Source organism: Agrobacterium sp. CCNWLW155 (assembly GCF_036888815.1).
Lineage (GTDB): Bacteria > Pseudomonadota > Alphaproteobacteria > Rhizobiales > Rhizobiaceae > Agrobacterium > Agrobacterium radiobacter.
In genome coordinates, this window is record NZ_JBAKFW010000001.1 from 1,121,505 (window position 1) to 1,148,110 (window position 26,606).

The 26,606-nt window shown below is 60.2% G+C and carries 21 protein-coding genes; 1 reads left to right on the forward strand and 20 read right to left on the reverse strand.

What is annotated here, in order from left to right:
• Positions 1–110 precede the first annotated feature (110 nt).
• The 7 genes from recN to V6S97_RS05730 form a co-directional block, all read right to left on the reverse strand.
• Complete coding sequence (gene recN, locus V6S97_RS05700; RefSeq protein WP_004430773.1) at positions 111–1,784, reverse strand: DNA repair protein RecN; 1,674 nt, start codon at positions 1,782–1,784, stop codon at positions 111–113.
• Positions 1,785–1,800: 16 nt separating this feature from the next.
• Positions 1,801–2,667, reverse strand: coding sequence for an outer membrane protein assembly factor BamD (locus V6S97_RS05705; protein ID WP_004430771.1), 867 nt, complete (start codon positions 2,665–2,667; stop codon positions 1,801–1,803).
• Positions 2,668–2,900: 233 nt separating this feature from the next.
• The gene (gene lpxC / locus V6S97_RS05710) at positions 2,901–3,860 is read right to left on the reverse strand and encodes a UDP-3-O-acyl-N-acetylglucosamine deacetylase (RefSeq protein WP_004430769.1); all 960 of its coding nucleotides are present in this window, start codon (positions 3,858–3,860) and stop codon (positions 2,901–2,903) included.
• Between the two features lie 272 nt (positions 3,861–4,132).
• A complete protein-coding gene (gene ftsZ, locus V6S97_RS05715; RefSeq protein ID WP_004430767.1) occupies positions 4,133–5,890 on the reverse strand; it encodes a cell division protein FtsZ in 1,758 nt (585 codons plus the stop codon).
• A 91-nt stretch (positions 5,891–5,981) separates the two neighbouring features.
• Positions 5,982–7,313 carry a cell division protein FtsA gene (gene ftsA, locus V6S97_RS05720; protein WP_004442783.1) on the reverse strand — a complete coding sequence of 444 codons (1,332 nt, stop codon included), beginning with the start codon at positions 7,311–7,313 and terminating at the stop codon, positions 5,982–5,984.
• On the reverse strand, positions 7,310–8,242 hold the full coding sequence (locus V6S97_RS05725; RefSeq protein ID WP_442886009.1) for a cell division protein FtsQ/DivIB: 933 nt from the start codon (positions 8,240–8,242) through the stop codon (positions 7,310–7,312). The genes ftsA and V6S97_RS05725 overlap by 4 nt, the downstream gene beginning before the upstream one ends.
• Positions 8,230–9,156: a D-alanine--D-alanine ligase gene (locus V6S97_RS05730; protein WP_004430761.1), complete on the reverse strand. Its 927-nt coding sequence runs from the start codon at positions 9,154–9,156 to the stop codon at positions 8,230–8,232. Before V6S97_RS05730 ends, V6S97_RS05725 begins: the two co-directional genes overlap by 13 nt.
• Before the next feature lie 544 nt (positions 9,157–9,700).
• Here V6S97_RS05730 and V6S97_RS05735 point away from each other — a divergent pair.
• Positions 9,701–11,005, forward strand: coding sequence for an MFS transporter (locus tag V6S97_RS05735; RefSeq protein ID WP_004430756.1), 1,305 nt, complete (start codon positions 9,701–9,703; stop codon positions 11,003–11,005).
• Between the two features lie 89 nt (positions 11,006–11,094).
• On the opposite strand, the gene V6S97_RS05740 is transcribed toward V6S97_RS05735, so the two are convergent.
• The 13 genes from V6S97_RS05740 to mraZ form a co-directional block, all read right to left on the reverse strand.
• Positions 11,095–11,898 (reverse strand): GGDEF domain-containing protein, encoded by an 804-nt coding sequence (locus V6S97_RS05740; protein WP_080866290.1) that lies wholly within the window; start codon positions 11,896–11,898, stop codon positions 11,095–11,097.
• Between the two features lie 205 nt (positions 11,899–12,103).
• Entirely contained in the window at positions 12,104–13,069 is a 966-nt protein-coding gene (gene murB, locus V6S97_RS05745) for a UDP-N-acetylmuramate dehydrogenase (RefSeq protein ID WP_004430753.1), read from the reverse strand.
• Positions 13,066–14,481 (reverse strand): UDP-N-acetylmuramate--L-alanine ligase, encoded by a 1,416-nt coding sequence (murC, locus tag V6S97_RS05750; protein WP_004430751.1) that lies wholly within the window; start codon positions 14,479–14,481, stop codon positions 13,066–13,068. The genes murB and murC overlap by 4 nt, the downstream gene beginning before the upstream one ends.
• Positions 14,478–15,614 carry an undecaprenyldiphospho-muramoylpentapeptide beta-N-acetylglucosaminyltransferase gene (murG, locus tag V6S97_RS05755; RefSeq protein WP_004430750.1) on the reverse strand — a complete coding sequence of 379 codons (1,137 nt, stop codon included), beginning with the start codon at positions 15,612–15,614 and terminating at the stop codon, positions 14,478–14,480. The genes murC and murG overlap by 4 nt, the downstream gene beginning before the upstream one ends.
• Positions 15,615–15,620: 6 nt before the next feature.
• Complete coding sequence (gene ftsW / locus V6S97_RS05760; protein ID WP_004430748.1) at positions 15,621–16,775, reverse strand: putative lipid II flippase FtsW; 1,155 nt, start codon at positions 16,773–16,775, stop codon at positions 15,621–15,623.
• A gap of 5 nt (positions 16,776–16,780) precedes the next feature.
• Positions 16,781–18,190 carry a UDP-N-acetylmuramoyl-L-alanine--D-glutamate ligase gene (murD, locus tag V6S97_RS05765; protein ID WP_334426255.1) on the reverse strand — a complete coding sequence of 470 codons (1,410 nt, stop codon included), beginning with the start codon at positions 18,188–18,190 and terminating at the stop codon, positions 16,781–16,783.
• Between the two features lie 3 nt (positions 18,191–18,193).
• On the reverse strand, positions 18,194–19,294 hold the full coding sequence (gene mraY, locus V6S97_RS05770) for a phospho-N-acetylmuramoyl-pentapeptide-transferase (RefSeq protein WP_004430746.1): 1,101 nt from the start codon (positions 19,292–19,294) through the stop codon (positions 18,194–18,196).
• A 23-nt stretch (positions 19,295–19,317) separates the two neighbouring features.
• Positions 19,318–20,751 carry a UDP-N-acetylmuramoylalanyl-D-glutamyl-2,6-diaminopimelate--D-alanyl-D-alanine ligase gene (locus V6S97_RS05775; RefSeq protein WP_004430744.1) on the reverse strand — a complete coding sequence of 478 codons (1,434 nt, stop codon included), beginning with the start codon at positions 20,749–20,751 and terminating at the stop codon, positions 19,318–19,320.
• Complete coding sequence (locus V6S97_RS05780) at positions 20,748–22,217, reverse strand: UDP-N-acetylmuramoyl-L-alanyl-D-glutamate--2,6-diaminopimelate ligase (protein ID WP_080866293.1); 1,470 nt, start codon at positions 22,215–22,217, stop codon at positions 20,748–20,750. The genes V6S97_RS05775 and V6S97_RS05780 overlap by 4 nt, the downstream gene beginning before the upstream one ends.
• 57 nt (positions 22,218–22,274) lie before the next feature.
• Positions 22,275–24,017, reverse strand: coding sequence for a peptidoglycan D,D-transpeptidase FtsI family protein (locus V6S97_RS05785; RefSeq protein WP_080866294.1), 1,743 nt, complete (start codon positions 24,015–24,017; stop codon positions 22,275–22,277).
• Positions 24,017–24,577, reverse strand: coding sequence for a cell division protein FtsL (gene ftsL / locus V6S97_RS05790; protein WP_004430738.1), 561 nt, complete (start codon positions 24,575–24,577; stop codon positions 24,017–24,019). The genes V6S97_RS05785 and ftsL overlap by 1 nt, the downstream gene beginning before the upstream one ends.
• Position 24,578: 1 nt before the next feature.
• Positions 24,579–25,604 carry a 16S rRNA (cytosine(1402)-N(4))-methyltransferase RsmH gene (gene rsmH / locus V6S97_RS05795; protein ID WP_004430736.1) on the reverse strand — a complete coding sequence of 342 codons (1,026 nt, stop codon included), beginning with the start codon at positions 25,602–25,604 and terminating at the stop codon, positions 24,579–24,581.
• Positions 25,605–25,618: 14 nt separating this feature from the next.
• Complete coding sequence (gene mraZ / locus V6S97_RS05800; RefSeq protein ID WP_004430734.1) at positions 25,619–26,059, reverse strand: division/cell wall cluster transcriptional repressor MraZ; 441 nt, start codon at positions 26,057–26,059, stop codon at positions 25,619–25,621.
• Between the last annotated feature and the right edge of the window lie 547 nt (positions 26,060–26,606).

Sequence of the window (26,606 nt, forward strand, 5' to 3'; positions counted from 1 at the left end):
CTCTTTTCGGAATTACCGAACGCTTTTAGCCGAAATAACAAACATTAAAAACAGTTTTGCCGCTGGACTCACAACGCCGAAAGGCGCTCCAACGGCATTGTCGCGAACGATCAGTCCTTGGCGGCAAGCAGACGAGCGGCCGCAGCCCTCGCCTCGTCCGTTACCGATGCGCCGGCGAGCATGCGGGCGATCTCTTCGGTGCGGTGTTTCGGCTCCATGGTGGCCACGCGCGTGGCGATGCGCTCGCTGCCGTCGCCGGATGGACCTTTGGAAATGAGGAGATGAGTGGCAGCCCGTGCGGCCACCTGCGGCGCATGGGTGACGGACAGGACCTGCACGGTTTTCGACAGGCGGCGCAGCCGCTGGCCGATGGCATCCGCCACAGCGCCGCCAACGCCCGTATCGATTTCGTCGAACACCAGCGTCGGCGCCGATCCGCGATCGGCGAGCGCCACTTTCAACGCCAGCAGGAAACGGGACAGTTCGCCGCCCGAGGCCACCTTCATGATCGGACCGGGGCGCGTGCCCGGATTGGTCTGGACGTGAAACTCCACCGTATCGATACCGTCAGCCGTCGCCTGCTCGGGATCGGAGGTCACCTCGACGGTAAACCGCGCCCGCTCGAGCTTCAGCGCCGGAAGCTCGGCCATGACAGCGTTGGAAAGCGCTTCCGCCGCATTGCGGCGTTTGTCGGAAAGCGATTGGGCGGCACGGTCAAAATCGGCCTTTACGACGCCGAGATTGGCCTCGAGCTTGCCGAGTTTTTCTTCACCGGCATCGAGATCGGCGAGATCGGCCACCATTTTTTCGGCGAGAGCCGGAAGGTCAGGCACGGCGACATTATATTTGCGGCCCGCGGCGCGCAGCGCAAAAAGCCGCTCTTCCACCCGCTCCAGCTCACGCGGATCGAATTCGGTGCGGCGCAATGCCGCTTCCACTTCCATCTGCGCATTGGAAAGGCTGTCCAGCGCGGCATCCAGCAATTGCACGGTGTCTTCAAGCAGGCCGGGAGCCTCGTGGCTCTTGCGCTCGAGCCGGCGCATCATCGATGCAATGACAGGCACGGGCGAGGCATTGCCGTTCAGAAACTCGCTGGCCTCAGCGATATCGCCGGCAATGCGTTCGGATTTCTGCATCACCGCCCGGCGCTCGGCCAGTTCTTCCTCTTCTCCGTCACGCGGCGAGAGCGTTTCCAGTTCCTCAACGGAAGAGCGCAGGTAATCCGCCTCGCGCGCCGCCGCCTCCACCTTGGCGCGGTGCGTCTTCAGAGCCCGGTCAACATCTTTCCAGGTGCGGTAAAGGCCCTGAACAGCGCGAGCCTCATCGCTCAGCCCGGCAAAGGCATCCAGCAGCGTCCGGTGTGCATCGGTGTCGACAAGCGCGCGATCATCATGCTGGCCGTGGATTTCGACCAGGAATTGACCGAGCTGGCGCATCATCTGCACGCTGATGGCCTGATCGTTGATATAGGCCTTGGTGCGCCCGTCAGAGGATTGCACCCGGCGGAAAATCAGGTCGCCGTCGTCATCGAGACCGTTTTCGCGCAGGAGAAGCCGTGTCGGGTGATTGTTCGGGACCTCGAAAGTGGCGGTAACCTGCCCCTTCTCTTCACCGTGGCGCACAAGGCCGCCGTCGCCACGGCCGCCAAGCGCCAGCGAGAGACTATCGAGAAGAATGGATTTGCCCGCACCCGTCTCGCCCGTCAACACGGAAAGGCCTGCCTCGAAACCGAGGTCAAGCCTTTCGATCAGAACGATATCGCGAATCGAGAGCTGGACCAGCATGGCCTATGCCCCGGTCTCAGGCGCCGATAAGCTTCTTGCCGGCGCGCGAAATCCAGGACCCCTTGTTTTCACGCGGCTCCAGCCCCTGACCCTTCAGCAGCTTGTAGGAATCCGCATACCATTGGCTATCAGGATAGTTGTTGCCGAGAACGGCGGCCGCCGTCTGCGCTTCGTCCACCAGGCCCATAGCGTAATAGGCTTCGGTCAGACGCGCCAGCGCTTCCTCGATCTGGTTGGTGTTCTGGTACTGCTCGACGACGATGCGGAAACGCGAAACGGCGGCGAGATATTCCTTGCGCTCAAGGTAATAACGACCGACCTGCATTTCACGGCCGGCGAGCTGGTCGCGGGCGAAACGGATCTTGGCCTGCGCGTCAGCGACATATTCCGAATCGGGATAGTCATTGACGACCTTGTTCATCGCCTCGACGGTGCGCTGTGCTGCGCGCTGATCCTGCGTCACGTCGGAAATCTGCTTCGAATAGGCAAGACCGATCATGTACTGAACGTAGGCCGCGTCCTTGGAACGGGGATATTGCCGCAGGAAGCGGCTGCCGTTCGTGATGGCCACATCGTTCTTGTTGGTGCGCGTGGCAATGAAGGTCTGCATGACGAGCGCCTTCTGGCCCCATTCGGTAAAGGGATATTGCTTGTCGATAGCCTCGAACTTGCGTGAGGCTTCCGTCATGTTGCCGGCGTTCATGTTGGCAAGCCCCTGCTTGTACAGAACATCAGGCGGATCGGATTCGAAGCCGAGCTTGGTAATGTCGATATCCGGATCGGACTGGCAGGCCGTGACGACGACACTTGCGCCGACCAACATCAACGAAACGGCGATCCCCCGCATCGTACCCTTCATTGCACCAGACCCTACATGCTTCATTCGACAGTTCCCACTTCCCGCGCAAATACATAAGCATCGGCTTTGCACTGGCGTTCTAGCCATAAAAGCATCCGCAGGGCAACGCAATGATGACGCATTAACGCATTTTTATGGCATCGACCCGTGCAATCGCACGAATATCAGACGATATAACGCAACTTCTTGTTCTCATCACGAAAAAGCCGCCCCAAAGGGAGCGGCTTTTTCTGTCAATTGATAGCCTGCGAAAGAACTCAAGCTGACCAGGGTGCAAATTCCGGCATGTTAACCGCAACGAATTCGCGGGCGCGCACCATCTGGTTGCGGGCAGCCGGAGCCTCGACGATCTCGTAAGCGGTGCGGTCGCTCAGCAGGGCCTTCAGCGCATTCGCATTAACCTTGTGGCCGCCGCGATAAGAGCGGTAACAGCCGATGAACTGCGCGCCGGCAAGCGCCAGGTCGCCCACGGCGTCCAGCGTCTTGTGACGGACGAATTCGTCCTTGGCGTAACGCAGGCCTTCCATGTTGATGACGCTGTTGTCGTCGGAGATGACGACCGAGTTCTCAAGCGAGGAACCGAGCGCATAACCGGCGGCCCACAGACGCTCCACGTCACGCATGAAGCCGAAGGTGCGGGCGCGCGACAGTTCATTCTTGAACGTATCCGCCGTCAGGTCGCCCTTCCAGGACTGCTTGCCGATCAGCGGCGTGTCGAAATCGATGTCGACTTCAAAACGCGTGCCGTCATAGGGACGGAACTCCGCCCAGGAGGCACCCGAATCGATGCGCACCGGCTTGGTGACGCGGATGTAACGGCGCTTCACGCCCAGGTTCTTGATGCCAACAGATTCGATCGCCTCGATGAAAGGTGCGGAGCTGCCGTCCATGATCGGCGCTTCCGGACCATCGACCTCAACGACAAGGTTATCAAGACCCATGGCGTAGATGGCAGCCATGACGTGCTCGATCGTCGCTACCGACTGGGAGAGCGAACGGCCGAGCACGGTGCACAGATCGGTATTGCCGACATTGGCCGAAACCGCCTTAAGCTCTGTAACGCTGCCATTATCGTGAAGGCGGTGGAAGACGACGCCCGTTCCGGCTTCTGCAGGCTGGAAGGTCATCGAGACCGGATTGCCGGAATGCACGCCAATGCCTTTAAGCTGAACAGCATGTGCGATAGTTGTCTGAAATCCGAGCAGTCCGATAGTCATGCGTCTATGCCTTGTTTTGCAAACCGCGCTGCTTCAGCCAGCGCCGTTCAAGTTTTTCAAGCCGGTTTTTAACGACCGGAAAAGTCAATCTGTTCCTTCACCCAGCCTCATACATACGCACATGTAGGTGCCACGACAAATCACTGTTCGTTTCGGATTGTTACATGCGCAAGCCATTGAAAACGCGAATTAATTTAGTGTTAATAACGTAAAATAAACAAAACGCCCGGATCGTGTGATCCGGGCGTTTCAAGGGGCTTATGGAATCGCCTTTAGTTGGACTGGCGGCGCAGGAAGGCCGGGATTTCCAGCTGGTCATCGTCGTGATGGCTGGACGAAGCAGGCGTTGTACGGCCGTGGTCGTCAAGCTGGCCACGACGCGGTGCGTAGAGGCTTGCTTCCGGCGAAAGCGGGGCGCGGCGCTGCTGCGGTGCCATGCTCGGCGCATCCATCATGTCGGAAGGAACTTCTTCCTCTTCACGGCGGCCAAGCGAGTTGGTGATGCGCTTCAGAAGACCCATCGGGCCGCGCTCTTCCTGTGCGGCAGGAGCGGCATGGGTGCGGTGGTCCAGCTCGGCCTTCACGACCGGCGGGAAGTCTTCGACCTTCGGCATGCGAACCGGCTCGGGCTGACGGGCAACCGGCGCGGGTTCCTGGTAGACAGGAGCCTGCGGCTGCTGCATCCGCGGAGCCTGAGCGGCAACCTGTTCCGGAGCGTGATAGACCGGCGCCTGCGCAACCGGTGCCGGAGCGGCCTGCTGAACCGGCTGGGCCGGACGGAGGGCAGCCGGTGCTTCAGCCGGGGAAGATGCGAACAGCTTGCTCTGCGGACGGAAATCCTGGGCGGGCTGCTGGTGTGCGGCGAAACCGAGTTCACGTTCCATTTCGGCTTCCGCCGAACGGATGGTCTGGGCGATCGGGTCTACGGCCTTCTGTGCCTGCGAGACTGCTGCAGGCTGTACTGCGGCCGGAGCGGGAGCAACGGCCGCGGAAGGACGGATAAGCGGCTTGGCAACGGCAGCTGCGGCGCGCATCTCGGCAATGTTCTGTTCGCCAACGCCAGCAACGCGGTCAATGCCGGTTGCGACGACGGAGACGCGGATGAGGCCTTCAAGCGCTTCGTCGAAGGTTGCGCCGAGGATGATGTTGGCATCCGGATCGACTTCTTCGCGGATACGGGTCGCCGCTTCGTCGACTTCGAAGAGGGTGAGGTCGCGACCACCGGTGATGGAGATCAGGAGGCCCTGCGCGCCCTTCATCGAGGTTTCGTCGAGCAGCGGGTTAGCGATCGCCGCTTCCGCAGCCTGCATTGCGCGGCCCGGACCGGAAGCTTCGCCGGTGCCCATCATTGCGCGGCCCATTTCGCGCATGACCGAACGGACGTCGGCGAAGTCGAGGTTGATAAGACCTTCCTTCACCATCAGATCGGTAATGCAGGCAACGCCGGAGTAAAGAACCTGGTCGGCCATGGCGAAGGCGTCCGCAAAGGTCGTCTTGTCATTGGCAATACGGAAAAGGTTCTGGTTCGGAATGACGATCAGCGTATCGACGGACTTCTGCAGTTCCTCGATGCCCTGTTCGGCAAGACGCATGCGGCGGCCGCCTTCGAAGTGGAAAGGCTTTGTGACGACGCCGACCGTCAGGATGCCCTTGTTGCGCGCAGCCTGTGCGACGACCGGGGCAGCACCCGTGCCGGTGCCGCCGCCCATGCCGGCGGTGACGAAGCACATGTGGGTACCGTTCAGGTGATCGATGATCTCGTCGATGCACTCTTCAGCAGCCGCGCGGCCGACTTCCGGCTGGGAGCCGGCGCCGAGGCCTTCGGTGACGTTGACGCCGAGCTGAATGACCCTGTCTGCCTTCGTCATGGTCAACGCCTGCGCATCCGTGTTGGCGACGACGAAGTCGACGCCCTGGAGGCCGGCCGTGATCATGTTGTTGACAGCGTTACCACCACCGCCACCGACACCGAAGACGGTGATGCGTGGCTTCAGCTCTGTGATATCAGGCTTCTGCAGCTGTATCGTCATTTTAACATTCCTTCTTTCTCTGGCCGCATCGCCCCGCTGGCCGATTCTTGAAACTCAACTCTGAAACCTCCGGCTTGCGCCACGAGGCCACTCAAAAACTCTCTTTCAGCCATTGCCCCACCCGGGCTATCCGGCCGCTACCGTTACCAAACGGCGAGAACATTCCGCCTTGCGCCGCATGAATTTCGATATCCGCCACCTGCGGGTAGATCATCAGTCCGCAGGCGGTTGAAAAGGCCGGTCCCTTCGCCGCCACCGGAAGACCGGCAACCCCCATGGGGCGGCCGATGCGAACGTTGCGGGCGAGAATGCGCCGTGCCGTTTCCGGCAGCCCCGTCAGCTGGCTTGCGCCGCCGGTCAGGACAACGCGCTTGCCGACGATGGGACTGAAGCCGGACTTCTGGATACGATCACGGATCAATTCCAGCGTCTCTTCGATACGCGCCCGCACGATGCGGGTTACAAGTGCTCTTGAAACTTGCGATGGTTGATCGCGATCATCTTCGCCAATCGGCGGGATCGAAATCATGTCGCGCTCATCCGCGCCATTCAGCAAAGCCGAACCATGCACCACCTTCAGTCTCTCCGCATCTTCGATTCGTGTCGAGAGGCCTCGTGCAAGATCTGTCGTGACGTGATGGCCGCCAAGGCCGATTGCGTCGGTGTGAATGAGACGGCCTTCGGCAAAAACAGAGATCGTCGTGGTGCCGCCACCCATGTCGATGGCCGCGCAGCCAAGCTCGACTTCATCGTCCACCAGAGCGGCAAGACCGCTGGCATAGGGCGTCGCCACCATGCCTTCGACGGAAAGATGCGCGCGGTTGACGCAAAGCTCGAGGTTCTTCAGCGCCGTGCGTTCGACAGTCACGACATGCATATCGACGCCGAGAAGATCGCCATACATCGACAGCGGATCACGAATGCCGCGCTCGCCATCCAGCGAATAGCCCGTCGGCAGAGAATGCAGGATCGCCCGGTCCTGACGCATGGACTGCTGGCTTGCCGCCACCAGAACCTTGCGCAGGTCACTTGCTTCCACTTCCTGACCGCCGAGATCAATGCTCGCGGTATAGATATCGCTCGCCAGTCTTCCAGCCGAAACATTGACGATCAGGCTGTCGACGGTAAGTCCCGCCATACGCTCGGCCGCATCGACCGAAAGACGGATCACGCCTTCCAACGCGTCAAGATCAGCAATCACGCCGGATTTCACGCCACGCGAACGCTGGTGGCCAATGCCGATGATTTCCACCTTGTGGGTGCGGCCAGGCAGGATTTCACTCTCTTGACGCGGCGTCAGCCGGCCGATCATGCACACGACCTTGGTCGAACCGATGTCCAGCACCGAAACGATGTGGCTGCGCTTGGAAGAAAGCGGCTTCAGACGAGGCAGACCGAAATGGGAAGAACCGAAAAAGCTCATGTGTTCTTCTCCGCTTTCTTGAGAGCCTTGGTGCGCGCGTCGACAGCAGCCTGACGGCGCTCCGTCGCACCTTCGGTCAGCTGGATCGTGGTGCGATCCGCCAGTCTGAGATCGACTGCGGCGACATCTCGCGACAGGACCTTTTCTTCGAGATCAAGCCGCGCCAGCAATTGCAGCGCCTGCGGCAGGTTTTCTTCCGGCAGCTTGACGACGATGCCGTTGTCGAGGTGCAGATCCCAGCGGCGACCGGCAATGCGCACATAGGCGCGGACGCGGTTGCGGATTTCCGGCCAGTCGGCCAGCCGCTCGACGAAACCGGCAGCGCCCGTTTCCGCGTCGCGTCCAACGAACAGCGGCAGGGAAGCGAATTTATTGTCACGCAGCGGCGCGATGACGCTGCCGCTCTTTTCGATCAGCGACAGTTCCGAGCCATGCTGCCAGATGCCGAAGGCCTGGCGTTCTTTCAGGCGAACCTCGATCGTCTTCGGGTAGACCTTGCGGATATCCACGTCTTCCACCCAGGGAAGCTGCACGAGCTTGCGGCGCGCCGCATCGATGTCGAGTGCAATCAGCGAGGTGCTGCCATCAAGGCCGAGAAGCTGGAAGACATCGATTTCGGAGGTCTGCAGATTGCCGGAGACCTTCACGTCCTCAACGGCGAAACCCGCAGCAGAGGTCGTCGCCTGCGTAACGATATTTGTGTGGCCGCCGAGCGACATGCCATAAAGGCCAGTCACCGCGTAGAAGGCGACGGCCGAAATCGTGCCGGTATGGGCGGGAATATGGATGCGTCCGGTCGCAAGGCTGACGCAGAAGCGCACGACACGACGCAGCGGGCGCGGCAGCACCATGCGATCGTCGGCATTTGCCGTCGCTGCGAATTGCTCGCGCTTTTTTGCCGTCGACTTTTTGCCGGTCACCGCAAACACGAAGCGTCCTCCACCATCCAGCTGACAAGGTTACCAAAGGAGCGGCCAGCGTGGGCCGCCATTTCCGGCACCAGGGAGGTCGGCGTCATGCCCGGCTGCGTATTCACTTCAAGCCAGATAACTTCGCCATCTTCTGAGAAGCGGTCGTCGTAACGAAAGTCTGAACGGCTTACGCCACGGCACCCGATCGCCCGATGCGCCATAACCGCCAGTGTTTGAATTTTTTGGTAAATTTTCGGTGAAATTTCTGCCGGAATGACATGTTTCGAGCCACCAGCAGCGTATTTAGCGTCAAAATCATAGAAATTGTGACCGAGCGGCACCACTTCGGTGACGCCAAGCGCCTCGCCGTCGAGCACGCCGCAGGTCAATTCGCGGCCATGGATGTAGCGCTCGACCATCACCTGATCGCCATAACGCCATTCCGACGAAGTGAGGATTTGCGGCGGATGCGACTGGTCTTCCTTGACGATGACAACGCCGAAGCTCGAACCTTCACGCACCGGCTTCACCACATAGGGTGGAGCAAGCGGATGTTCGCTGGTGAAATCGAAGCGGTTCATGACGCGCTCGGCAGCAACCGGCACCCCGGCAGCCGCAGCGACTTTCTTCGCCTGCGCCTTGTCCATGGCGAGTGCGGAAGCCAGCACGCCGGAATGTGTATAGGGAATGGCCAGATATTCGAGAATACCCTGAATGGTGCCGTCTTCACCGAAGGGACCGTGCAGCGCATTAAAGGCGACATCCGGGCGCAGCTCATCGAGCACGGCCGCGACATCGCGCCCCACATCGACCCGGGTGACCTTGTAGCCCTCGCCCTCAAGCGCGAGCGCGCAGGCATTGCCCGACGACAGGCTGACTGGCCGCTCCGACGAAAACCCACCCAAAAGAACAGCTACGTGCTTGCCGCCCATCGATACCTCTGACACCAACTCTCCGTTACGAACCACGCTCCGAACCGACCGAATTTGAAGAACGGTGATTCTGGCACATGACCCTTGAGATCAGTTAAACGCCATTAAGGTTAATGAATCGTTTACTTTCGTTAACCACCGCGCCCAACGTGCCAAGTTCCGTTAAAGAATCAGCACCGATCCGGATTCCCTCCTTGGAATCAGAGAGTTGCATGGATTGCAACATGCAGGTTTTCAATGATCGGAAATAAAATCGCACGAGCGCACCTGCTGCTCCGCGATAAAGGCAAGATCGAAACGTTAACGGACGGGATTATTCCCCAGGGAAAATTATCTGGCGTTTCAGCGTTTTAAAACCGCAGCCTGAATCAGTCTCTCAATCGCCGAAGCGCATCCGGCAGCACGCAGCCGAGCCTGTCGCATTCATCAATCACATTATTTGCATTATTTCTTTTTTAGCATTCCATAGGAACAAAAATTGCGTTAACGCAGACATCGCCTCCCAAGGCATGACATTGCAATCATCCAAAATGGAACCAATACCATGACCGACGCGATATCTCCGGTATCGCCGACCGCTGACAATTCGAACGCTGTAAAGACAAATTCGCCTGCACGAGTTCTCACTGCCAGCCTGGTCGGCACGACCATCGAGTTTTTCGATTTTTACGTTTACGCCACGGCCGCAGTGCTCGTGTTCCCCGCCTTGTTCTTTCCGAACAATGACCCGATGACGGCGCTTCTGGCGTCCTTCGCCACCTTCTCCATCGCCTTTTTTGCCCGTCCGCTGGGTGCTGTGGTCTTCGGTCACTATGGTGACCGCGTCGGCCGCAAGACGACACTTGTCGCCGCGCTACTGACCATGGGTGTATCGACCGTCGTGATCGGCCTCCTGCCCTCCTATGAGACCGCCGGCGTCCTTGCACCGCTGTTGCTGGCGCTGTGCCGCTTCGGCCAGGGCTTTGGCCTTGGCGGCGAATGGGGCGGCGCCGTCCTGCTCGCCACGGAAAACGCGCCTCCCGGCAAGCGCAGCTGGTACGGCATGTTCCCGCAGCTCGGCGCCCCTGTCGGCCTGTTCCTCTCCTCCGGCGTGTTCTGGATCCTGCTGCACTTCATGTCGCAGGAAGCGCTGCTCAGCTGGGGCTGGCGCATTCCCTTCGTCGCTTCGATCATTCTGATCGCGGTCGGCATGTGGGTTCGCCTGTCGATCACCGAGACACCCGACTTCCAGAAAGCGATCGAAAAGGAAGAACGTGTGGCCGTTCCGGTCGCGGAACTGTTCCGCAACCACAAGCGCAGCCTCGTGCTCGGCACCTTCGTGGCGCTGGCCACCTTTGTGCTCTTCTACATCGGCACCGCCTATCTGCTGTCCTATAACGTCAAGGTCCTGAAAATCCCGTTCCTTGACGCGCTGGAAGTGCAGATTCTCGGCTCCATCGTTTTCGGCATCTTCATCCCGATCGCCGGCAAGCTCGCCGAAAAATTCGGCCGTCGTGAAATTCTGATCATTACGACGGTGCTGATCGGCCTGTTCTCCTTCCTGCTGCCCGGCCTGATGACCGGTAGCGAAGGCTCCATCTTCGTCTTCGCGGCCCTTGCCATGATGCTGATGGGCATGACCTACGGCCTGATCGGCACGGCGCTCGCAGCCCCCTTCCCGACCCGGGTGCGCTACACCGGCTCGTCGATCACCTTCAACATGGCCGGCATCTTCGGCGCATCGCTGGCGCCTTACATCGCCACATGGCTGCAGGTGAATTACGGCATGGGTTATGTCGGCTACTACCTCTGCGTATCCGCCATCATAACGCTGGCCTGCATTCTGCTTTCCCGCAAGGACGAAGTCTGAGCCACACAAGCGTTCCGAATATGGGAAGGCCCGCGAAACCTGGCGTTTCACGGGCCTTTTGCTATTCAGCATCTTTTACTGGAAACGCTCTAGGCGACGGACTGACGGATATCCCGCTGGCCCGCCACGCAGATACGATTACGCCCCGCGCCCTTTGCCTGATAAAGCGCAAGATCGGCATTATGCAGGACTTTTTCAAAGACTTCGGCGTCCTTCCGGACAGCCACTCCGATCGATATGGTGACACCGATCCGCATATCCTGATAGTCGACTGGCACCGCCTCGATGCTCGCCCGCAGCCTTTCGCAAACATCCAGAAACGATGACGACCCTGTCTCGCGCACGACGACGAATTCCTCGCCGCCTATTCTGGCGACTTTGGCAGAGGCGTCAAAGGAAGTACGTATCCGCTGTGCGACGCTGGAAATCACCGCGTCACCGGCCAAATGGCTGAACCTGTCGTTCACCGACTTGAAATGATCGATATCGAGGAACGCGACGCAATAATGCTGACCGAGATTCATGCATCCGGCATAAAGCCCGAGCCGATTGCTGAGGCCAGTCAATGCATCGGTATGGCTCAGATGCAAAAAACGCTCGTGCGATTGCGCAAGAATCTTCACTTCCCTGGCATTGAGCCAGCAGACCAGCCACGTCATCGTGAATGCGATGACGGAACACAAGGTCACGCCGAGTATAAGACCGTTGACAAGGTCCGTCACCAGCCCGAACTGCGCCAGGAGAACCAGACCGCCGGAACATATCAGCAGAGCCATGATCGTTGTGACACAGGCAACCCGAAACGAAAATTCCAAAGGTTCAAGCCGCCTGCGGCCCTCTGGCGTCGCAATCGAAAAACTCATCATTTCGATCAGTTTTCTCCAGAGATCCAAGACCGTCTCCAATAGTACCTAAATCAATCACTGAAAATTCTTGTCAAACACCCTTTGATCGACGAGCGGCATGCTATCTGAGATAACATGCCGCTCGTCGCTTATGTCAAAAAACTATAGGATACAACTATTGACCGACCGTTACGGCCAACGCCAACGGTCATATGACGGAGAAGCCCCTGTAAGAAAATCGGAAGCCAAAAACTCAGCTTCCCAGAAAAGGCTCCACCTCACGGCCCGGCATGAAAAGCCCTAGCCGCTTGATTTCCCACTCCAGCCGGATGCCCGACTTCTCGAACACGCGCTTGCGGATGGTCTCACCCAGATATTCCAGATCGTAGCCGGTCGCGTGGCCGGTATTGATCATGAAATTGCAATGCAGTGATGACATCTGCGCGCCGCCGATGACCAGACCGCGGCCGCCCGCCTCATCGATGAGTTCCCATGCGGAATGACCTTCGGGATTCTTGAAGGTCGAACCACCAGTCTGCTCACGGATCGGCTGAACTGTTTCGCGATGGTGACGCACGGCGTCCATATCGGCGCGGATTTTCGCCTTGTCTTCCGGATAACCCTCGAACAATGCGCCGGTGAAGATCAGGCCCTTGTCGGCGCCGGAATGGCGGTAGCTGTAGCCCATATCGGCATTGGAAAGCACATGTTGCTTACCCTGACGGTCAACCGCATAGACTTCCACCACGCGCTCGCGCGTCTCACCGCCGTTTGCGCCCGCATTCATACGCAGCGCACCGCCGATGGAGCCGGGAATGCCGTAATAGAAATGGAAGCCGCCAATGCCGTTATCCATGGCCATGGCCGCAATATGCTTGTCCGGGCAGATCGCACCGGCCTTGATGCGGTTTTCGCCGGCAAGCTCCACCTGGCCGAAACCTTTGGCCGACAGACGGACGACAACGCCCGGGATGCCGCCATCGCGCACCAGAAGATTGGAGCCGACGCCGACTACCGTCAGCGGCACGTCTTCCGGCAGAATTTTCAGGAAGGCAATCAGATCATCGGTATCGTGCGGCTGGAACATGACTTCCGCCAGACCTCCGGCTCTGAACCACGTCACGCGGTCCATGGGCGCATCCGGTGTCAGACGTCCCCTCAGTTCGTTTACCCCGTCGCCGAGCCTCCCCAGCAATTTAACCCCATCGACCTGTCTCATTCAGACTTTCCTGATATGCTCTTCAATTCCGAAGGCAGCGCTGCTGCCCATTGCGTGATATTTCCAGCCCCCAAGAGAACCACGAAATCACCCGGATTCGCAATGCCTGCAACCACTGAGGCGAGATCTTCCCGTTTCTCAAGAAAACGGGCGTCACGATGGCCGGCGGCCTTGATGGCCGAAACCAGCGCTTCCGAACTTGCGCCTTCGATCGGATCTTCGCCCGCAGCATAGACCGGGGCAAGAAGAATCGTATCCGCATCGTTGAAACAATGCGCGAAATCGTCAAACAGGCTGGAAAGGCGGCTGTAGCGGTGCGGCTGATGCACCGCGATGATACGGCCATTGCAGGCTTCCCGCGCCGCCGCCAGCACAGCCTTGATCTCGACCGGGTGATGGCCGTAATCGTCGAAGACCTGTACGCCATTGGCTTCGCCCGTCAGCGTGAAACGCCGCTTGACGCCTGCGAAGGAGGCGAGACCCTTCTTGATGTCAGCTTCCGAAATACCGAGACGATTGGCGACGGCAATCGCGGCCGTCGCGTTCGAAACATTGTGTCGGCCGGGCATCGGCAGGACGAGATCCTTGAAGGAGAATATCTTGCCGGTACGACGACGGCGGATTTCCACGTCGAAAACCGAGCGTGTGCCATCGATGCGCACATTCGAAAAACGCACGTCGGCCTGCGGGTTTTCACCGTATGTGATGACCTTGCGATCCTCGATGCGGCCGACCAGCGCCTGCACTTCCGGATGGTCAAGGCACATGACGCCGAAGCCGTAGAACGGCACGTTCTCGACGAACTGGCGGAACGCCGCGCGCACAGCATCAAAATTGCCGTAATGGTCCAGATGCTCCGGATCGATATTCGTAATGACGGCCACGTCGGCCGGCAGCTTCAGGAAGGTGCCGTCGGATTCGTCGGCTTCCACCACCATCCACTCGCCCTCGCCCATACGCGCATTGGTGCCATAGGCATTGATGATGCCGCCATTGATGACGGTCGGGTCGAGATTGCCGGCTTCCAACAGGGTCGCGACCATCGAGGTGGTCGTCGTCTTGCCGTGGGTGCCGCCAATGGCGATGGCGTTACGGAAACGCATCAGCTCGGCCAGCATTTCGGCACGGCGAACGATCGGCAGGTGTTTTTCCCGCGCGGCGATGAGTTCCGGATTGTTCTTCTTGATGGCGGTGGAAACGACCACGACCTCGGCGTCACCGAGATTGTCCGCCGTATGGCCGACGAACACCTCGATGCCCTTGTCGCGCAGACGCTGCACATTGGCGCTGTCGGCCTGATCCGACCCCTGAACGCGGTGGCCGAGATTGTGAAGCACTTCGGCAATGCCGCTCATGCCGATCCCGCCTATGCCGATGAAATGGACAAGGCCTATGGCTTTCGGCATCTTCATGCCCCAACTCCTTCATTCTTCTTCTTGAATTCCTGTACGGACTGGCCGGAGGCAATGGCCTCCACCAGATCGGCCAGCACATCCGCCGCATGCGGTTTACCCGTTGCCTTGGCCGCCGCTGCCGTTGCCGAAAGACGATCCGGTTCCGAAAGCGCCGAGGACAGGAGGCCGGAGAGCTTCTGCGGCGACAATTCCGCCTGCTTGATGACGCTGGCCCCGCCCGCCGCCGAAAGTGCTGCCGCATTGGCGGCCTGATCGTGATCCAGCGCATGCGGATAAGGCACGAGGATCGACGGGCGGCCGATCACCGAAAGCTCCGATACCGTCGAAGCGCCCGAACGGCTGATCACCAGATCGGCCTCGCCGATGCGCGACGCCATGTCGCCGAAGAAGGGCGAAACGTCAGCCTTTACGCCAAGCTTCTGGTAGGAGGCGATGACGCTGTCCTTGTCTTCAGGACGCGCCTGCTGGGTGACGACGATGCGCTTGCGCTGCTCGTCTTTCAGCAGGCAGATAGCCGCAGGCACCGCGCTCGAAAAAAACTGCGCGCCCTGGCTGCCGCCGAACACGACAAGCTGAAAAGTTTCACCCGTCTGCGACGGGGTATAGGGAATTTCAGAAGCCGCCAGCACCGCCGGGCGCACCGGATTGCCGGTCGCCACCGTCTTGTCGGAATATTGGCCATTGGCGGGCGGCAGGAAGCCGCCGGCGATCGCCTTCACACGGCCTGCCAGCGCCTTGTTAGCGCGACCCATCACAGCATTCTGCTCGTGAATGATGGAAGGCACGCCAAGGCCGGTGGAAGCCAGAAGCGGCGGCACGGTGGGATAACCACCGAAACCGACAACCGCGACCGGCTTAAGTTTCGCCACCAGCCGGCGCGCCGCACGCAGGCCAACCCAGAGCTTCCAGAGCGAACGCGCCACGGAAATCGGGTTTTTCGAGCCGATGGTGGCAGACGGCACCACATGGATTTCATCCGCCGGGAACTTGCCCGCATAACGTTCGGCGCGGCTGTCAGTGACGAGATGCACCTGATAACCGCGCGCCTTCAGCGTATGCGCGAGCGCCTCCGCCGGAAAAACATGGCCGCCGGTTCCCCCGGCGGCAAGAAGAACAATACCCTTGCTCATGATCGTTTACTCCGCGGGAACGCCGGAACCGACGCGGAAGAAACTCCGCTCCTGCGCCCGCTTTTCGGGTCTGTGGCGTGTCAGCGCCAGAAGGAAACCGGCGGTCACGCAGATCGCCATCATCGACGAACCACCATAAGAAATCAGCGGTAGCGTCATGCCCTTGGCGGGCATCAGCTCGAGATTAACGCCGATATTGATCATCGACTGCATGCCGATCTGCAGCACGAGACCGGCGACGGCAAAGCGGCAGAAATCGTCCTTCTCCTTGAAGGCGTGCGACAGGCCGCGCAGCACGATGAAGGCGAAGATCGCAACGAGGAACATGCAGAAGACGATGCCGAATTCTTCCGCCGCCACCGAGAAGATGAAGTCGGTATGGCTGTCGGGAATGATCCGCTTGACGATGCCCTCGCCCGGTCCGCGACCGAACCAGTCACCACGAATGATCGCTTCGCGTGCGGTATCGACCTGAAACGTATCGCCCTCACCCGTCCAGAACCGGTCGATACGACCGGCGACGTGCGGCAACATGAGATAGGCGGTCACAATGCCGCCGACGCCAAGGCCACCGAGCATGATGATCCAGAACCATGGTACGCCGGCCATGAAGAACATGCCGCCCCAGACCACGGAGGTCAGAATGGTCTGGCCGAAGTCCGGCTGCGCGATCAGGAGTGCGGCCACGATACCGAAAGTGATGATGGCAAAGAGATTGCCCGGAATTTCCGGATGGCGCGCCCGCTCGGCAAAAAGCCATGCGCAGACGATGACGAAAGCCGGCTTCATGAATTCCGACGGCTGGATCGAGAAGGTGCCGATGGAAATCCAGCGCCGCGCACCCTTGACCTCGATACCGAAGAACAGCGCGAAGATCATCATCAGCAGCGAGGCGATCAGCATGATGACCGCCACGCGGCGCACCTGGCGCGGCGACAGGAAGGACAGGCCGACCATGATCGCCAGCGACGGCACCATGAACATCGCCTGACGCTCGACGAAGAAGAAGCTGTTGAGGCCGATGCGCTCGGCAACCGCAGGCGATGCCGCAAAGGACAACATCAGGCCAATGCCCATCAGCGCGATGAACGCCGCCAGAAAGAAACGGTCGATGGTCCAGAACCATTCCGCGACCGGACCTCGATCAACTCGGCTTACCATGGCCTTCAGCCCCCTTTTCCAGAGTCAACCAGCATCGTCATGCCATCGAGCGCCGCGACCTGCGCGACGAACGAATCACCTCTGATTTCAAAGTTCTTATATTGATCGAAGCTTGCGCAAGCCGGGGATAACATCACGACATTGCCAGCCGTCGCATCTTTTTCCGCATCCGCTGCCGCATGCTGCACGGCTTTGTCCAGCGTGCCGGATATTTCGTATGGCACGGCCTCGCCAAGCGTTGCGGCAAATTCCGCCGCCGCTTCACCGATCAGATAGGCTTTGGCGATGCGCGGAAACAGCGGCGAAAGGCTGGTAATGCCGCCCGCTTTCGGCAGACCGCCGGCGATCCAGTAAATGCGGTCGAAACTCGAAAGCGCCGGTGCCGCAGCATCGGCATTGGTCGCCTTGCTGTCGTTGACGAAAGTGACATTGCCGCGCCGGCCGACCGGCTGCATGCGATGTTTGAGGCCGGGGAAGGATTTGAGACCGGCGCGGATTTCCTCTTCCGAAACACCCACGGCAAGGCAGGCGGCAATTGCGGCCGCCGCATTCTGCGCATTGTGGCTTCCACGAAGAGTCTGGATACCGTCGAGATCGACCAGCAGCGAGAAGGTGCCGCCATGCGCCCGCAGGATGTGGCTGCCTTCGGCATAAAGACCTTCGGAAACAACATTGCGTTTCGAAATGCGCTCGACCTTCACGCCGGCACGCTCGATGCGGTCGGCAATCAGCGTCGAATGGCTGTCATCCACACCGACGATAGCCGTGCCGCTGCCCGCCACCAGCCGTTCTTTGACGTCGGCATAATGCTGCATCGTGCCATGCCGATCGAGATGGTCAGGCGTGAGGTTAAGCAGAATGCCGGCAGTCGGATTGATCGTCGGCGCCAGATCGATCTGGTAGGACGAGCACTCGACCACGTAAAAGCGCTGCGCCTTCGGTGGATCGAGGCTCAGCACCGCCGTGCCGATATTGCCGCCGAGCTGCGTATCGCGGCCCGAAGCCTTGAGAATATGCGCGATCAGCGCCGTCGTCGTCGACTTGCCGTTGGTGCCGGTGATGGCGATGAAAGGGCAATCCGGCGCATGGGCGCGCCGCTCGCGGATGAAAAGCTCGATATCACCGATGATCTCCACGCCCGCTGCCTTCGCAAGGTCGACCGACCAGTGCGGCTTCGGATGCGTCAACGGCACGCCGGGCGCCAGCACAAAGGAAGAAAACGAGGCCCAGTCTATCGTGTGCAGGTCCGCCGTGGTGATGCCTTCGGCCTCAGCCTTCGCGACGCTGTCGGGATTGTCGTCGAAAGCCACGACATCAGCACCGCCGGCAACCAGCGCCCGGGCGGTAACGAGGCCCGAACCGCCGAGCCCGAAGAGAGCGACTTTCTTACCCCTAAACGACGTGACCGGGATCATCGCTCACCTCAGCTTCAGGGTGGCGAGGCCGAGCAGCGCAAGGCCCACGGAGATGATCCAGAAACGGATCACCACCTGGCTTTCCGTCCAGCCTTTTTTCTCGAAGTGGTGATGGATCGGCGCCATCAGGAAAACGCGCCTGCCGGTGCGCTTGAACCAGAATACCTGGATGATGACCGACAGCGTTTCCATCACGAAGAGACCACCGACGATGACCATGACGATCTCGTGCTTGGTGGCGACAGCGATCGAGCCGATCAGGCCGCCGAGCGCCAGCGAACCCGTATCGCCCATGAAGATGGCGGCAGGCGGCGCGTTGAACCACAGGAAGCCGAGGCCCGCGCCGATGACCGCGCCGACGATAACGGCAAGCTCACCCGTGCCGGGCACGAAATTGATCTGCAGGTAATTGGCAAAAACCGCGTTGCCGGCGAGATAGGCGATCACGCCGAAGGTAGCGGCAGCGATCATGACGGGCACGATGGCAAGCCCATCGAGACCATCCGTCAGGTTCACCGCATTGCCCGCACCGACGATGACGAAAGCACCGAACAGCACGAAGAAATAACCGAGATTGATCACGAGTTCCTTGAAGAAGGGAAAGGCGATGGAGCTGCCGAGCGTGCCGCCATGCGGTGCGGAAGCTAGCGCCATCTTCATCATGAAGAAAACGGCAATCGCCGCAATCAGGAATTCGATGCCGAGACGGGCCTTACCGGAAAAGCCCTTGTCGCTCTGTTTCGTGACCTTGAGATAATCGTCGTAAAAGCCGATTGCCCCGAAACCGAGCGTCACCATCAAAACGGCAACGACATAGACATTCGAAAGGTCACCCCAGAGCAGCGAACCGCCGAGGATACCTGCAAGGATCATCAGCCCGCCCATGGTCGGCGTGCCGGCCTTCTTGAAATGCGTCTGCGGCCCATCGGCACGGATCGGCTGGCCCTTGCCCTGACGCACGCGCAGCGAGTTGATGATGGCCGGTCCAAACAGGAAGACGATCAACGCAGAGGTGAACATCGCCGCCCCCGCCCGGAAGGTGATGTACCGGAAGAGGTTGAAGACTTGAATTTTATCCGACAGTTCGACGAGCCAGATCAGCATAATTGCCCTTTCAAAAGGCTATTTCAGACTTGGCGTTCCGTCTCGGGGAATGCCGGATACTTGTCAAGCAGCGCGGCGACAATCTTGCCGAAACCGAGGCCAAGTGACGATTTTACCATCAGCGCGTCTCCCGGTTGCACCCATTGCAGGGCGAAATCGGTGAGTTCCGCCGTCGTCGGGAACCAGATGACGGTCACGCTATCAGGCAGCGCATCGCGCAGCGCCGCCATTGCCTCGCCCGCAAGCCACACATGTTCGATACCGGCTGCGAGCAACGGCCCGGCCAGTTCCTCATGCAGCTGCGCGGAAAACTCACCCATCTCCAGCATATCGCCGAGAACGGCGACGCGCCGGCCGTGACCCTGCGTTTCCGTTTCCGCCAGCACGGCAATCGCGGCGCGCATGGAGGCCGGATTGGCATTGTAGCTTTCATCAATCAGCAGGAAGGAGCCGCCATTGATGGAGAGATGGTGGCGCTGGCCACGCCCCTTCACCGCCTCGAGCGATCCCAGCGCCTCGAAGGCGCGGTCGAGATTGGCGCCCGTTACGGCAACCGCGCCAAGGACCGCCATGGCGTTGTCGGCGATGTGCCGGCCGGGAATATTGATGTGCAACTCGCTGGTTTCGCCGTTCAGTATCGCCCAGATCGTCGAGCCCGTCGCCGTGCTCTCGAAATCCGCGAGGCGGAAATCCGCCTTGGCGTGCTGCCCGAAGGTGAGGATATGTTCGATACCCTGTTCCTGCGCCGCCTCTTCAAGCTGCTCGAATTGGGCGTTGTCGCGGTTGAGGATGACGGAACCACCCTCCTCCAAACCTTCAAAAATCTCGGCCTTGGCTGCGGCGATCTCTTCAATATTCTTGAAATTGCCGAGATGGGCAGGCGCGATGGTCGTGATGATCGCCACATGCGGGCGGACCATCTTCACCAGCGGCCGGATTTCGCCGGAATGGTTCATGCCGATTTCGAACACGCCGAATTCCGTATCGGCGGGCATGCGCGCCAGCGTCAGCGGCACGCCCCAATGGTTGTTGAAGGAAGCCACCGCCGCATGCACCCGGCCGGATGGGGCGAGCGCCTGCCGCAGCATTTCCTTGGTCGTTGTCTTGCCGACCGAGCCGGTCACCGCGATGATGCGCGCTGACGTTCTTTCACGCGCCGCAATGGCGAGTTTACCGAGTGCGGTAAGAACATCTTCCACGACGATCATCGGCACCGTCAGACGGCCAAGAGCCGGCAGTTTGCCTTCGGCCACGACGAGCAGACTGGCCCCGTTGGCGACGGCAAAACTCGCATAGTCATGGCCGTCAACCCGGTCGCCCTTGATGGCGAAAAAGGCCTCGCCGGCTTTGACAGTCCGGCTGTCGATGGAAATGCCGGTGATTCCGGTCGACAGGTTGCCCACGGGGCGTCCTGCCGTAATGGCGATCATGTCGGCGACTGTCCATAACCAGCTCAAATTTTCGATCCTTCCAGCCCTGCCAGTGCAGCGCGCACCTGTTCATGATCGGAAAACGGCAGCGTCACGGAACCGACGATCTGCCCCTCCTCATGCCCCTTGCCCGCAACGATCAGCGTATCGCCATGCGACAGCATCGACACCGCATGCCGGATCGCCTCCGCCCTGTCGCCGATTTCCAATGCGCCGGGTGCCGCCGCCATGACTTCCGAACGGATCGTCGCGGCGTCTTCCGAGCGCGGATTGTCGTCGGTGACGATGACGATGTCGGAAAGCCGCGTCGCAACCTCGCCCATGATCGGGCGCTTGCCCTTGTCACGGTCGCCGCCGCAGCCGAAGACGGTGACGATGCGGCCAGAGGTGAAAGGCCGGACCGAGGTCAGCACGTTCTCCAGCGCATCCGGCTTGTGGGCGTAATCCACATAGGCGAGCGCACCGTTCCCCGTCTGGCCGACAAGCTCCAGACGTCCGGCAGCACCGATCAGCTTCTCAAGCGCCTTGAGCGCTGTTGTCGCGGCAACGCCGGTGGACATGGCGAGACCTGCAGCGACGAGAGCATTCGCAACCTGAAAATCACCCGCCAGCGGGATGTCGACTTCATGGATCACGCCGTCATGATGCACTTCGATCATCTGCTTGTGACGGAAGTGCTCCACCCGTTTCAAGGTCAAATAATCACCCTTGCGGCCGACGGTGCGCACATCGAGACCCGCTTCGCGCGCCGCCCGTATTGCTTGGTCCGACCACGGATCGTCAGCAAATATCACTGCGGGAGAGCCCTTCTCCATCAGCGTATCGAAGAGCCGCATCTTCGCGGCCATATAGTCCTCGACGGTCGGATGATAATCCATGTGGTCGCGGCCAAGATTGGTGAAACCGGCGGCTGCCAGCTTCACTCCATCGAGACGGCGCTGGTCGAGACCATGGCTGGACGCCTCCATCGCCGCGTGGGTCACGCCTTCGGCCGCAAGTTCGGCCAGAAGCGCATGCAGCGTCACCGGATCGGGCGTGGTGAGCGCGCCATAATCCTCGCGGCCGGGAGCGATGACACCCGTGGTGCCGATCTGTGCGGCGGCATGGCCGGCGAAAGCCCAGATCTGCCGCACGAAGGAGGCGACGGACGTCTTTCCCGCAGTGCCGGTGACGGCGACCATGGTTTCCGGCTGTTTTCCGTAAAAACGGGAAGCGGCAAGGGAGAGATAAAGGCGTGGATCCGTGACGGAAAGCACCGGCACGTCGGCATCCAGCGCATGTCCGGAAACGACGGCAACCGCACCCTTGGCAACCGCGTCCTTCACATAGGCCGCGCCATCCGCCCTGGTGCCCGCAACCGCCACGAACAGGCTGCCGGGCGCAGCCTTGCGGCTGTCTGCGGTGACCCCCCCGATTTCGATCGCCCCGATCTCAGACAGGAGCAATTCTTTCAATTCCGGAAACGCATTTCCGGATATATCTCGCAAATTCATCGACTGTGTCCGTCTTGTCCCCCCGGCGCGAATCGCCGGAATATCATAAGCTAACAATCAATAAGACACGAGCAAGGCCGAGCCATCCTTGCCGAACTTCGGCTTCACGCCCAGCACCGCCGCCGTGCGGGTGATGATATCGCGCACCATCGGCGCCGCAGACGTGCCGGCAAGCGCTGCGCCGTTGCCCTTGTCCGTCTTCGGCTCATCGATGAAAGACAGCACGACATATTGCGGGTCATCCATCGGAAAGGCCGAGAGGAAGGCGTTGAAGTTCTTGTCGTGCACGTAACGTCCGTTGACGACCTTGTCGGCCGTACCGGTCTTGCCCCCGACGTTGAAACCATCGACGCGCGCGTTGCGGCCCGAACCGTTGACACCGTTCCATTCAAACAGAAAACGCATGTCCTTGCTGGCGCCGGGTTTCAAAACCTGCCTCGCCACCTGATCGGCCTGTTCGCGGGTACGCGGCAGGAAAGTCGGTTCGATCAGTTTGCCGCCATTGACGAGTGCTGCACCGGCGACCGCCGTCTGCAGCGGCGTCGTGGAAACGCCGTGGCCGAAGGAAATGGTGATGGAGTTGATCTTCTTCCATTCGCGCGGCTGCGACGGCAGCGCCACTTCAGGCAATTCGGTCTGCATGCGGGTCAAAAGGCCAAGCCGCGTCAGGAATTCCTTGTGGCCTTCCGTTCCCACGGTGTCGGCGATCTTGGCCGTACCGATGTTGGACGAAAACTGGAAGATTTCCGGCACCGAAAGCATTCGGCCCTTGCCGTGGAAGTCCTTGATGGTGAAACCGCCGATGCGGATCGGATAACGCGCATCGAAAGTATCGCCGAGACGGACGCGGCCCGAATCGAGACCCATGGCAATCGTGAAGGACTTGAAGGTGGAACCCATTTCGAACGTGCCGTTCGACATGCGGTTGAGCCAGCCTTCCTTGGCACCTTCGGCCGGGTTGTTCGGGTCGTAATCCGGCACGGAGGCCATGGCGAGCACTTCGCCGGTATGCACATCCAGAACCACCGCGCCGGCGCCAATCGCCTGGAACTTGGTGATGGCCGAGGTCACGACTTCACGGACAATGGACTGCACGCGCAGATCGATGGATAGCTTCACCGGTTCCAGCGGCTGGTCGCTGGTCATGCCGAGCGCCGTCAGATCGGCAAGGCCCTGGCTGTCGACGTAACGTTCCATGCCGGCAACGCCACGGTTGTCGATGTTGACGTGGCCGACGACATGCGCAGCGGTCGGCCCGCCGGGATAAAAGCGGCGCTTTTCCGGGCGGAAGCCGACGCCGGGAATACCGAGCGCAAGAATCTGGCTCTGCTGCTTCGGCGTCAGCTGACGGCGCAGCCACTGAAAGCGCGAATTGGAAGAAAGCTTCTGATAGGTGCCGCGCTGGTCGAGATCCGGCAGGACAGTACGCAGCTTCTCAATGGCCTCGTCGATATCGACGATGCGATGTGGTTCGGCAAACAGCGAGACGGTGCGGATATCGGTGGCCAGAACCTCGCCGTTGCGATCAAGAAGATCGGGGCGCGACGCCATCAGCCGGTCTGCGGGCGCAATGCTCGACACTGTTTCCTGTTCCGCCATGCCATATTGCACGAGACGGCCGCCCACGACGGCATAAAAGGCGACAAAACCGAAAATCAGAAGGCCGACGCGGCTTTTCGCCTGGGCGGCCCGCTTCTTGCGGGCGCCCTCAAACGCCGCATGGTCGGTATAGACACCGGTGGTGCTGGCGGAAAAGTGAGCCTTGCTCTTCAAAACCATGACGCGGGAGAGAAAAGACATCAGCGGTTCACCGATCCTGTTATGGTTTCATCCATATCGCCGGTTTCATCACCAGCGGCGGCGGAGGCGACCGGTACAGGCGCCGGTGCCGGACGTGAAACGCGCGCACGTGGCGTGGGCACCGGAACGCCGTTGACAGCGATCTGGCCCGCAGGCGGCGATTTGGGCTTCGAAGCGCCACCGAGGGTAGCCCCCGGCTTGGAGCCATTGACGGCGGCGGCGATGACATCCTCGACGCTCATGCCTTCAGGCTCGGGCGGCTGCGGCAATTGCGAGCGCAGCATGGGCAACTCGCGCGGCTGCGCCAGCTGCGTCGGCAGCGTCGGTGAAAGACCAAGCTCCGTTTGATAGGCATTCACCAGCCGGTGCAGACGGTTCGGCTGCGTCAAGAGAGCCCAGTCGGCCCTCAAAAGATCGATCGTATCCTTTTCAAGCTTGATCTCGGCCTCCAGCTTGCGGACTTCCTCAAGCTTCAGATCGGCCTTGTGCTTGATCGAATAGGTCACGACAGCCGCAGCGACCATGACCCCCATCAAGATGACATCGAAAGTGCGCAGCATATCAGCCTCCCATCTTTTCAAGGCTGGCGAGATCAGGAAGCTCGAAAATCGAGAAATCTGCAGCGCGCGCCGGGGCTGTGGTGCGCAGGCCAGCGCGAAGCTTGGCCGAGCGAGCCCGCGGATTAAGTTCCGCCTCCTCGTCGCTGGCGGCGATCATTGGCTTGCCGATGTTCTCGAAAATGGCCGGCTTATCCTCCACCATCGGCAGATGCCGGGAACCGGCGGCCTTGCCCGAACGGTCGGAGAAGAATTTCTTGACGATACGGTCTTCCAGCGAATGGAACGTGACGACGACCAGCCTTCCGCCGGGCTTCAAAACCTGCTCGGCGGCAAACAAAGCCTGCGCCAGCTCGCCCAGCTCATCATTGACGAAAACGCGCAGCGCCTGAAACACGCGCGTTGCGGGATGGATCTTGTCCTTCGCCTTGCGCGGCGTGACGATCTCGATAAGGCCCGCCAGATCACGGGTGGTTCGGAACGGCTCTTCCGCCCTCTTCTTTTCAATGGCGCGGGCAATGCGGCCGGGCTGCTTCTCTTCACCGAGAAAACCGAAGATGCGGATCAGATCGCTGACCTTGGCGCGATTGACGACATCGGCCGCCGAGACGCCGGAAGCGGACATGCGCATATCGAGGGGGCCGTTTTTCTGAAAGGAAAAACCGCGCTCGGCCTCGTCGATCTGCATGGAAGACACGCCGATATCGAGAACGACGCCATCAAGCCCGCCTTCAGGCGCATGCTTCGCGAGATCGGAAAACTGAGACTGAATAAGCGAGAGCCGGCCGCCATTGGCGGCAACCATGGCCTGGCCGCCGGCGATCGCAGTCGGATCGCGGTCGAGCGCGATGACATTGGCGCCCTGATCGAGAATGGCCTGGCTATAACCGCCGGCGCCGAAAGTACCATCGAGAATGATCTTGCCGGGCGCTGGCTCCAGCGCGGCAATGACTTCGCGAAGCAGGACAGGGATGTGACGCTGAGGTCCGCCATCGGCATCAGAAGATCGTCCGCCAGAATTCGCCGCCATCCCGTGTCCCCGTCCTAGGCGGGGCGAGCAGCCGAAAAACCGCGCCCCGCTCTTGCTTCCGCCTGCGCCGCCAAAAACGCATCCGGTTGCCAAAGCTGAAAATGATCCGCCCGCCCAACGAAGGTGACCTCGGTGGATATGCCGGTGAATTCCCGCACAAAATCCGTCACCATCAATCGACCTTCCTGGTCGAGCTTCATGAAAACGCCGCCGCCGTGAACCAGCAGCGACATTGCGTTCGCCTCTGGCGAGAAAGCATCCATGGACGCAATCTGCCGCTCGTAGCGCTCCAGCAAATCCGGACCGCCGACACTGATTGCCGGAAACGCAAAATCCTGGAGACAATAAAGCTCCTGAATGCCGCGCTTCGCCAGCACCGAACGAAACGGAGACGGAACCGAGACGCGCCCCTTGGCGTCGATCCTGTTCGTCACGTTCGATAAAAAGCGGTCCATTACTCAACTCGCCAAAACCGCATGCCGCAAAGCGATCCATCCGCTCCGCAGCCGACACCGGTACGCACGACACATCGCCAAGCGCCAGGGCGACATGCCCTGCAGCAGCCCCTCGTAGGCTCCTCACTCGTTTCAGCGATTGCGGGTCAAAAACACGACCCAATGTGGTGTGCATTTGGGATATCATGGGACACTATGGGCGTCAATGGGAGAAGCCGGCACGATACCGACTTCGCATCGGAAATTCATAAGCCGTTAAGTTTAACGAATGGTTTACTTTGCGAACTCATGTGCCAGCAAAAACAATTAAAGCTTGGGCCGACATGCCTATTTTTCGCTTGAGAAACAGACGCTTGCCGATCCTCGTCGGACACGCGCCATTTAAATCGCAAAAGGCGCTCTGATGCCGCCGCGGCAACGGCAGCCTGGCTGGTATCACGGCCATCTGTATGATTTAGCGATAGACCAGTTGCAGCGGCTCGATGTGATGCCGAAGCACTGCACATCTTGCGTCTCAGCCAGAACCGTCATTCTCAGCAAACAACAA

Bases quoted from the DNA above. Each gene is read 5' to 3' on its own strand.
- ftsA (WP_004442783.1), bottom strand. From the start codon at position 7,313: ATGAGCTTTTTCGGTTCTTCCCATTTCGGTCTGCCTCGTCTGAAGCCG.
- rsmH (WP_004430736.1), bottom strand. From the start codon at position 25,604: ATGGCGGCGAATTCTGGCGGACGATCTTCTGATGCCGATGGCGGACCT.
- V6S97_RS05730 (WP_004430761.1), bottom strand. From the start codon at position 9,156: ATGGGCGGCAAGCACGTAGCTGTTCTTTTGGGTGGGTTTTCGTCGGAG.
- ftsW (WP_004430748.1), bottom strand. From the start codon at position 16,775: ATGGTAAGCCGAGTTGATCGAGGTCCGGTCGCGGAATGGTTCTGGACC.
- murD (WP_334426255.1), bottom strand. From the start codon at position 18,190: ATGATCCCGGTCACGTCGTTTAGGGGTAAGAAAGTCGCTCTCTTCGGG.
- murB (WP_004430753.1), bottom strand. From the start codon at position 13,069: ATGAGACAGGTCGATGGGGTTAAATTGCTGGGGAGGCTCGGCGACGGG.
- lpxC (WP_004430769.1), bottom strand. From the start codon at position 3,860: ATGACTATCGGACTGCTCGGATTTCAGACAACTATCGCACATGCTGTT.
- mraY (WP_004430746.1), bottom strand. From the start codon at position 19,294: ATGCTGATCTGGCTCGTCGAACTGTCGGATAAAATTCAAGTCTTCAAC.
- murG (WP_004430750.1), bottom strand. From the start codon at position 15,614: ATGAGCAAGGGTATTGTTCTTCTTGCCGCCGGGGGAACCGGCGGCCAT.
- ftsL (WP_004430738.1), bottom strand. From the start codon at position 24,577: ATGCTGCGCACTTTCGATGTCATCTTGATGGGGGTCATGGTCGCTGCG.
- V6S97_RS05780 (WP_080866293.1), bottom strand. From the start codon at position 22,217: ATGAATTTGCGAGATATATCCGGAAATGCGTTTCCGGAATTGAAAGAA.
- V6S97_RS05705 (WP_004430771.1), bottom strand. From the start codon at position 2,667: ATGAAGCATGTAGGGTCTGGTGCAATGAAGGGTACGATGCGGGGGATC.
- V6S97_RS05785 (WP_080866294.1), bottom strand. From the start codon at position 24,017: ATGTCTTTTCTCTCCCGCGTCATGGTTTTGAAGAGCAAGGCTCACTTT.
- mraZ (WP_004430734.1), bottom strand. From the start codon at position 26,059: ATGGACCGCTTTTTATCGAACGTGACGAACAGGATCGACGCCAAGGGG.
- recN (WP_004430773.1), bottom strand. From the start codon at position 1,784: ATGCTGGTCCAGCTCTCGATTCGCGATATCGTTCTGATCGAAAGGCTT.
- ftsZ (WP_004430767.1), bottom strand. From the start codon at position 5,890: ATGACGATACAGCTGCAGAAGCCTGATATCACAGAGCTGAAGCCACGC.
- V6S97_RS05735 (WP_004430756.1), top strand. From the start codon at position 9,701: ATGACCGACGCGATATCTCCGGTATCGCCGACCGCTGACAATTCGAAC.
- murC (WP_004430751.1), bottom strand. From the start codon at position 14,481: ATGAAGATGCCGAAAGCCATAGGCCTTGTCCATTTCATCGGCATAGGC.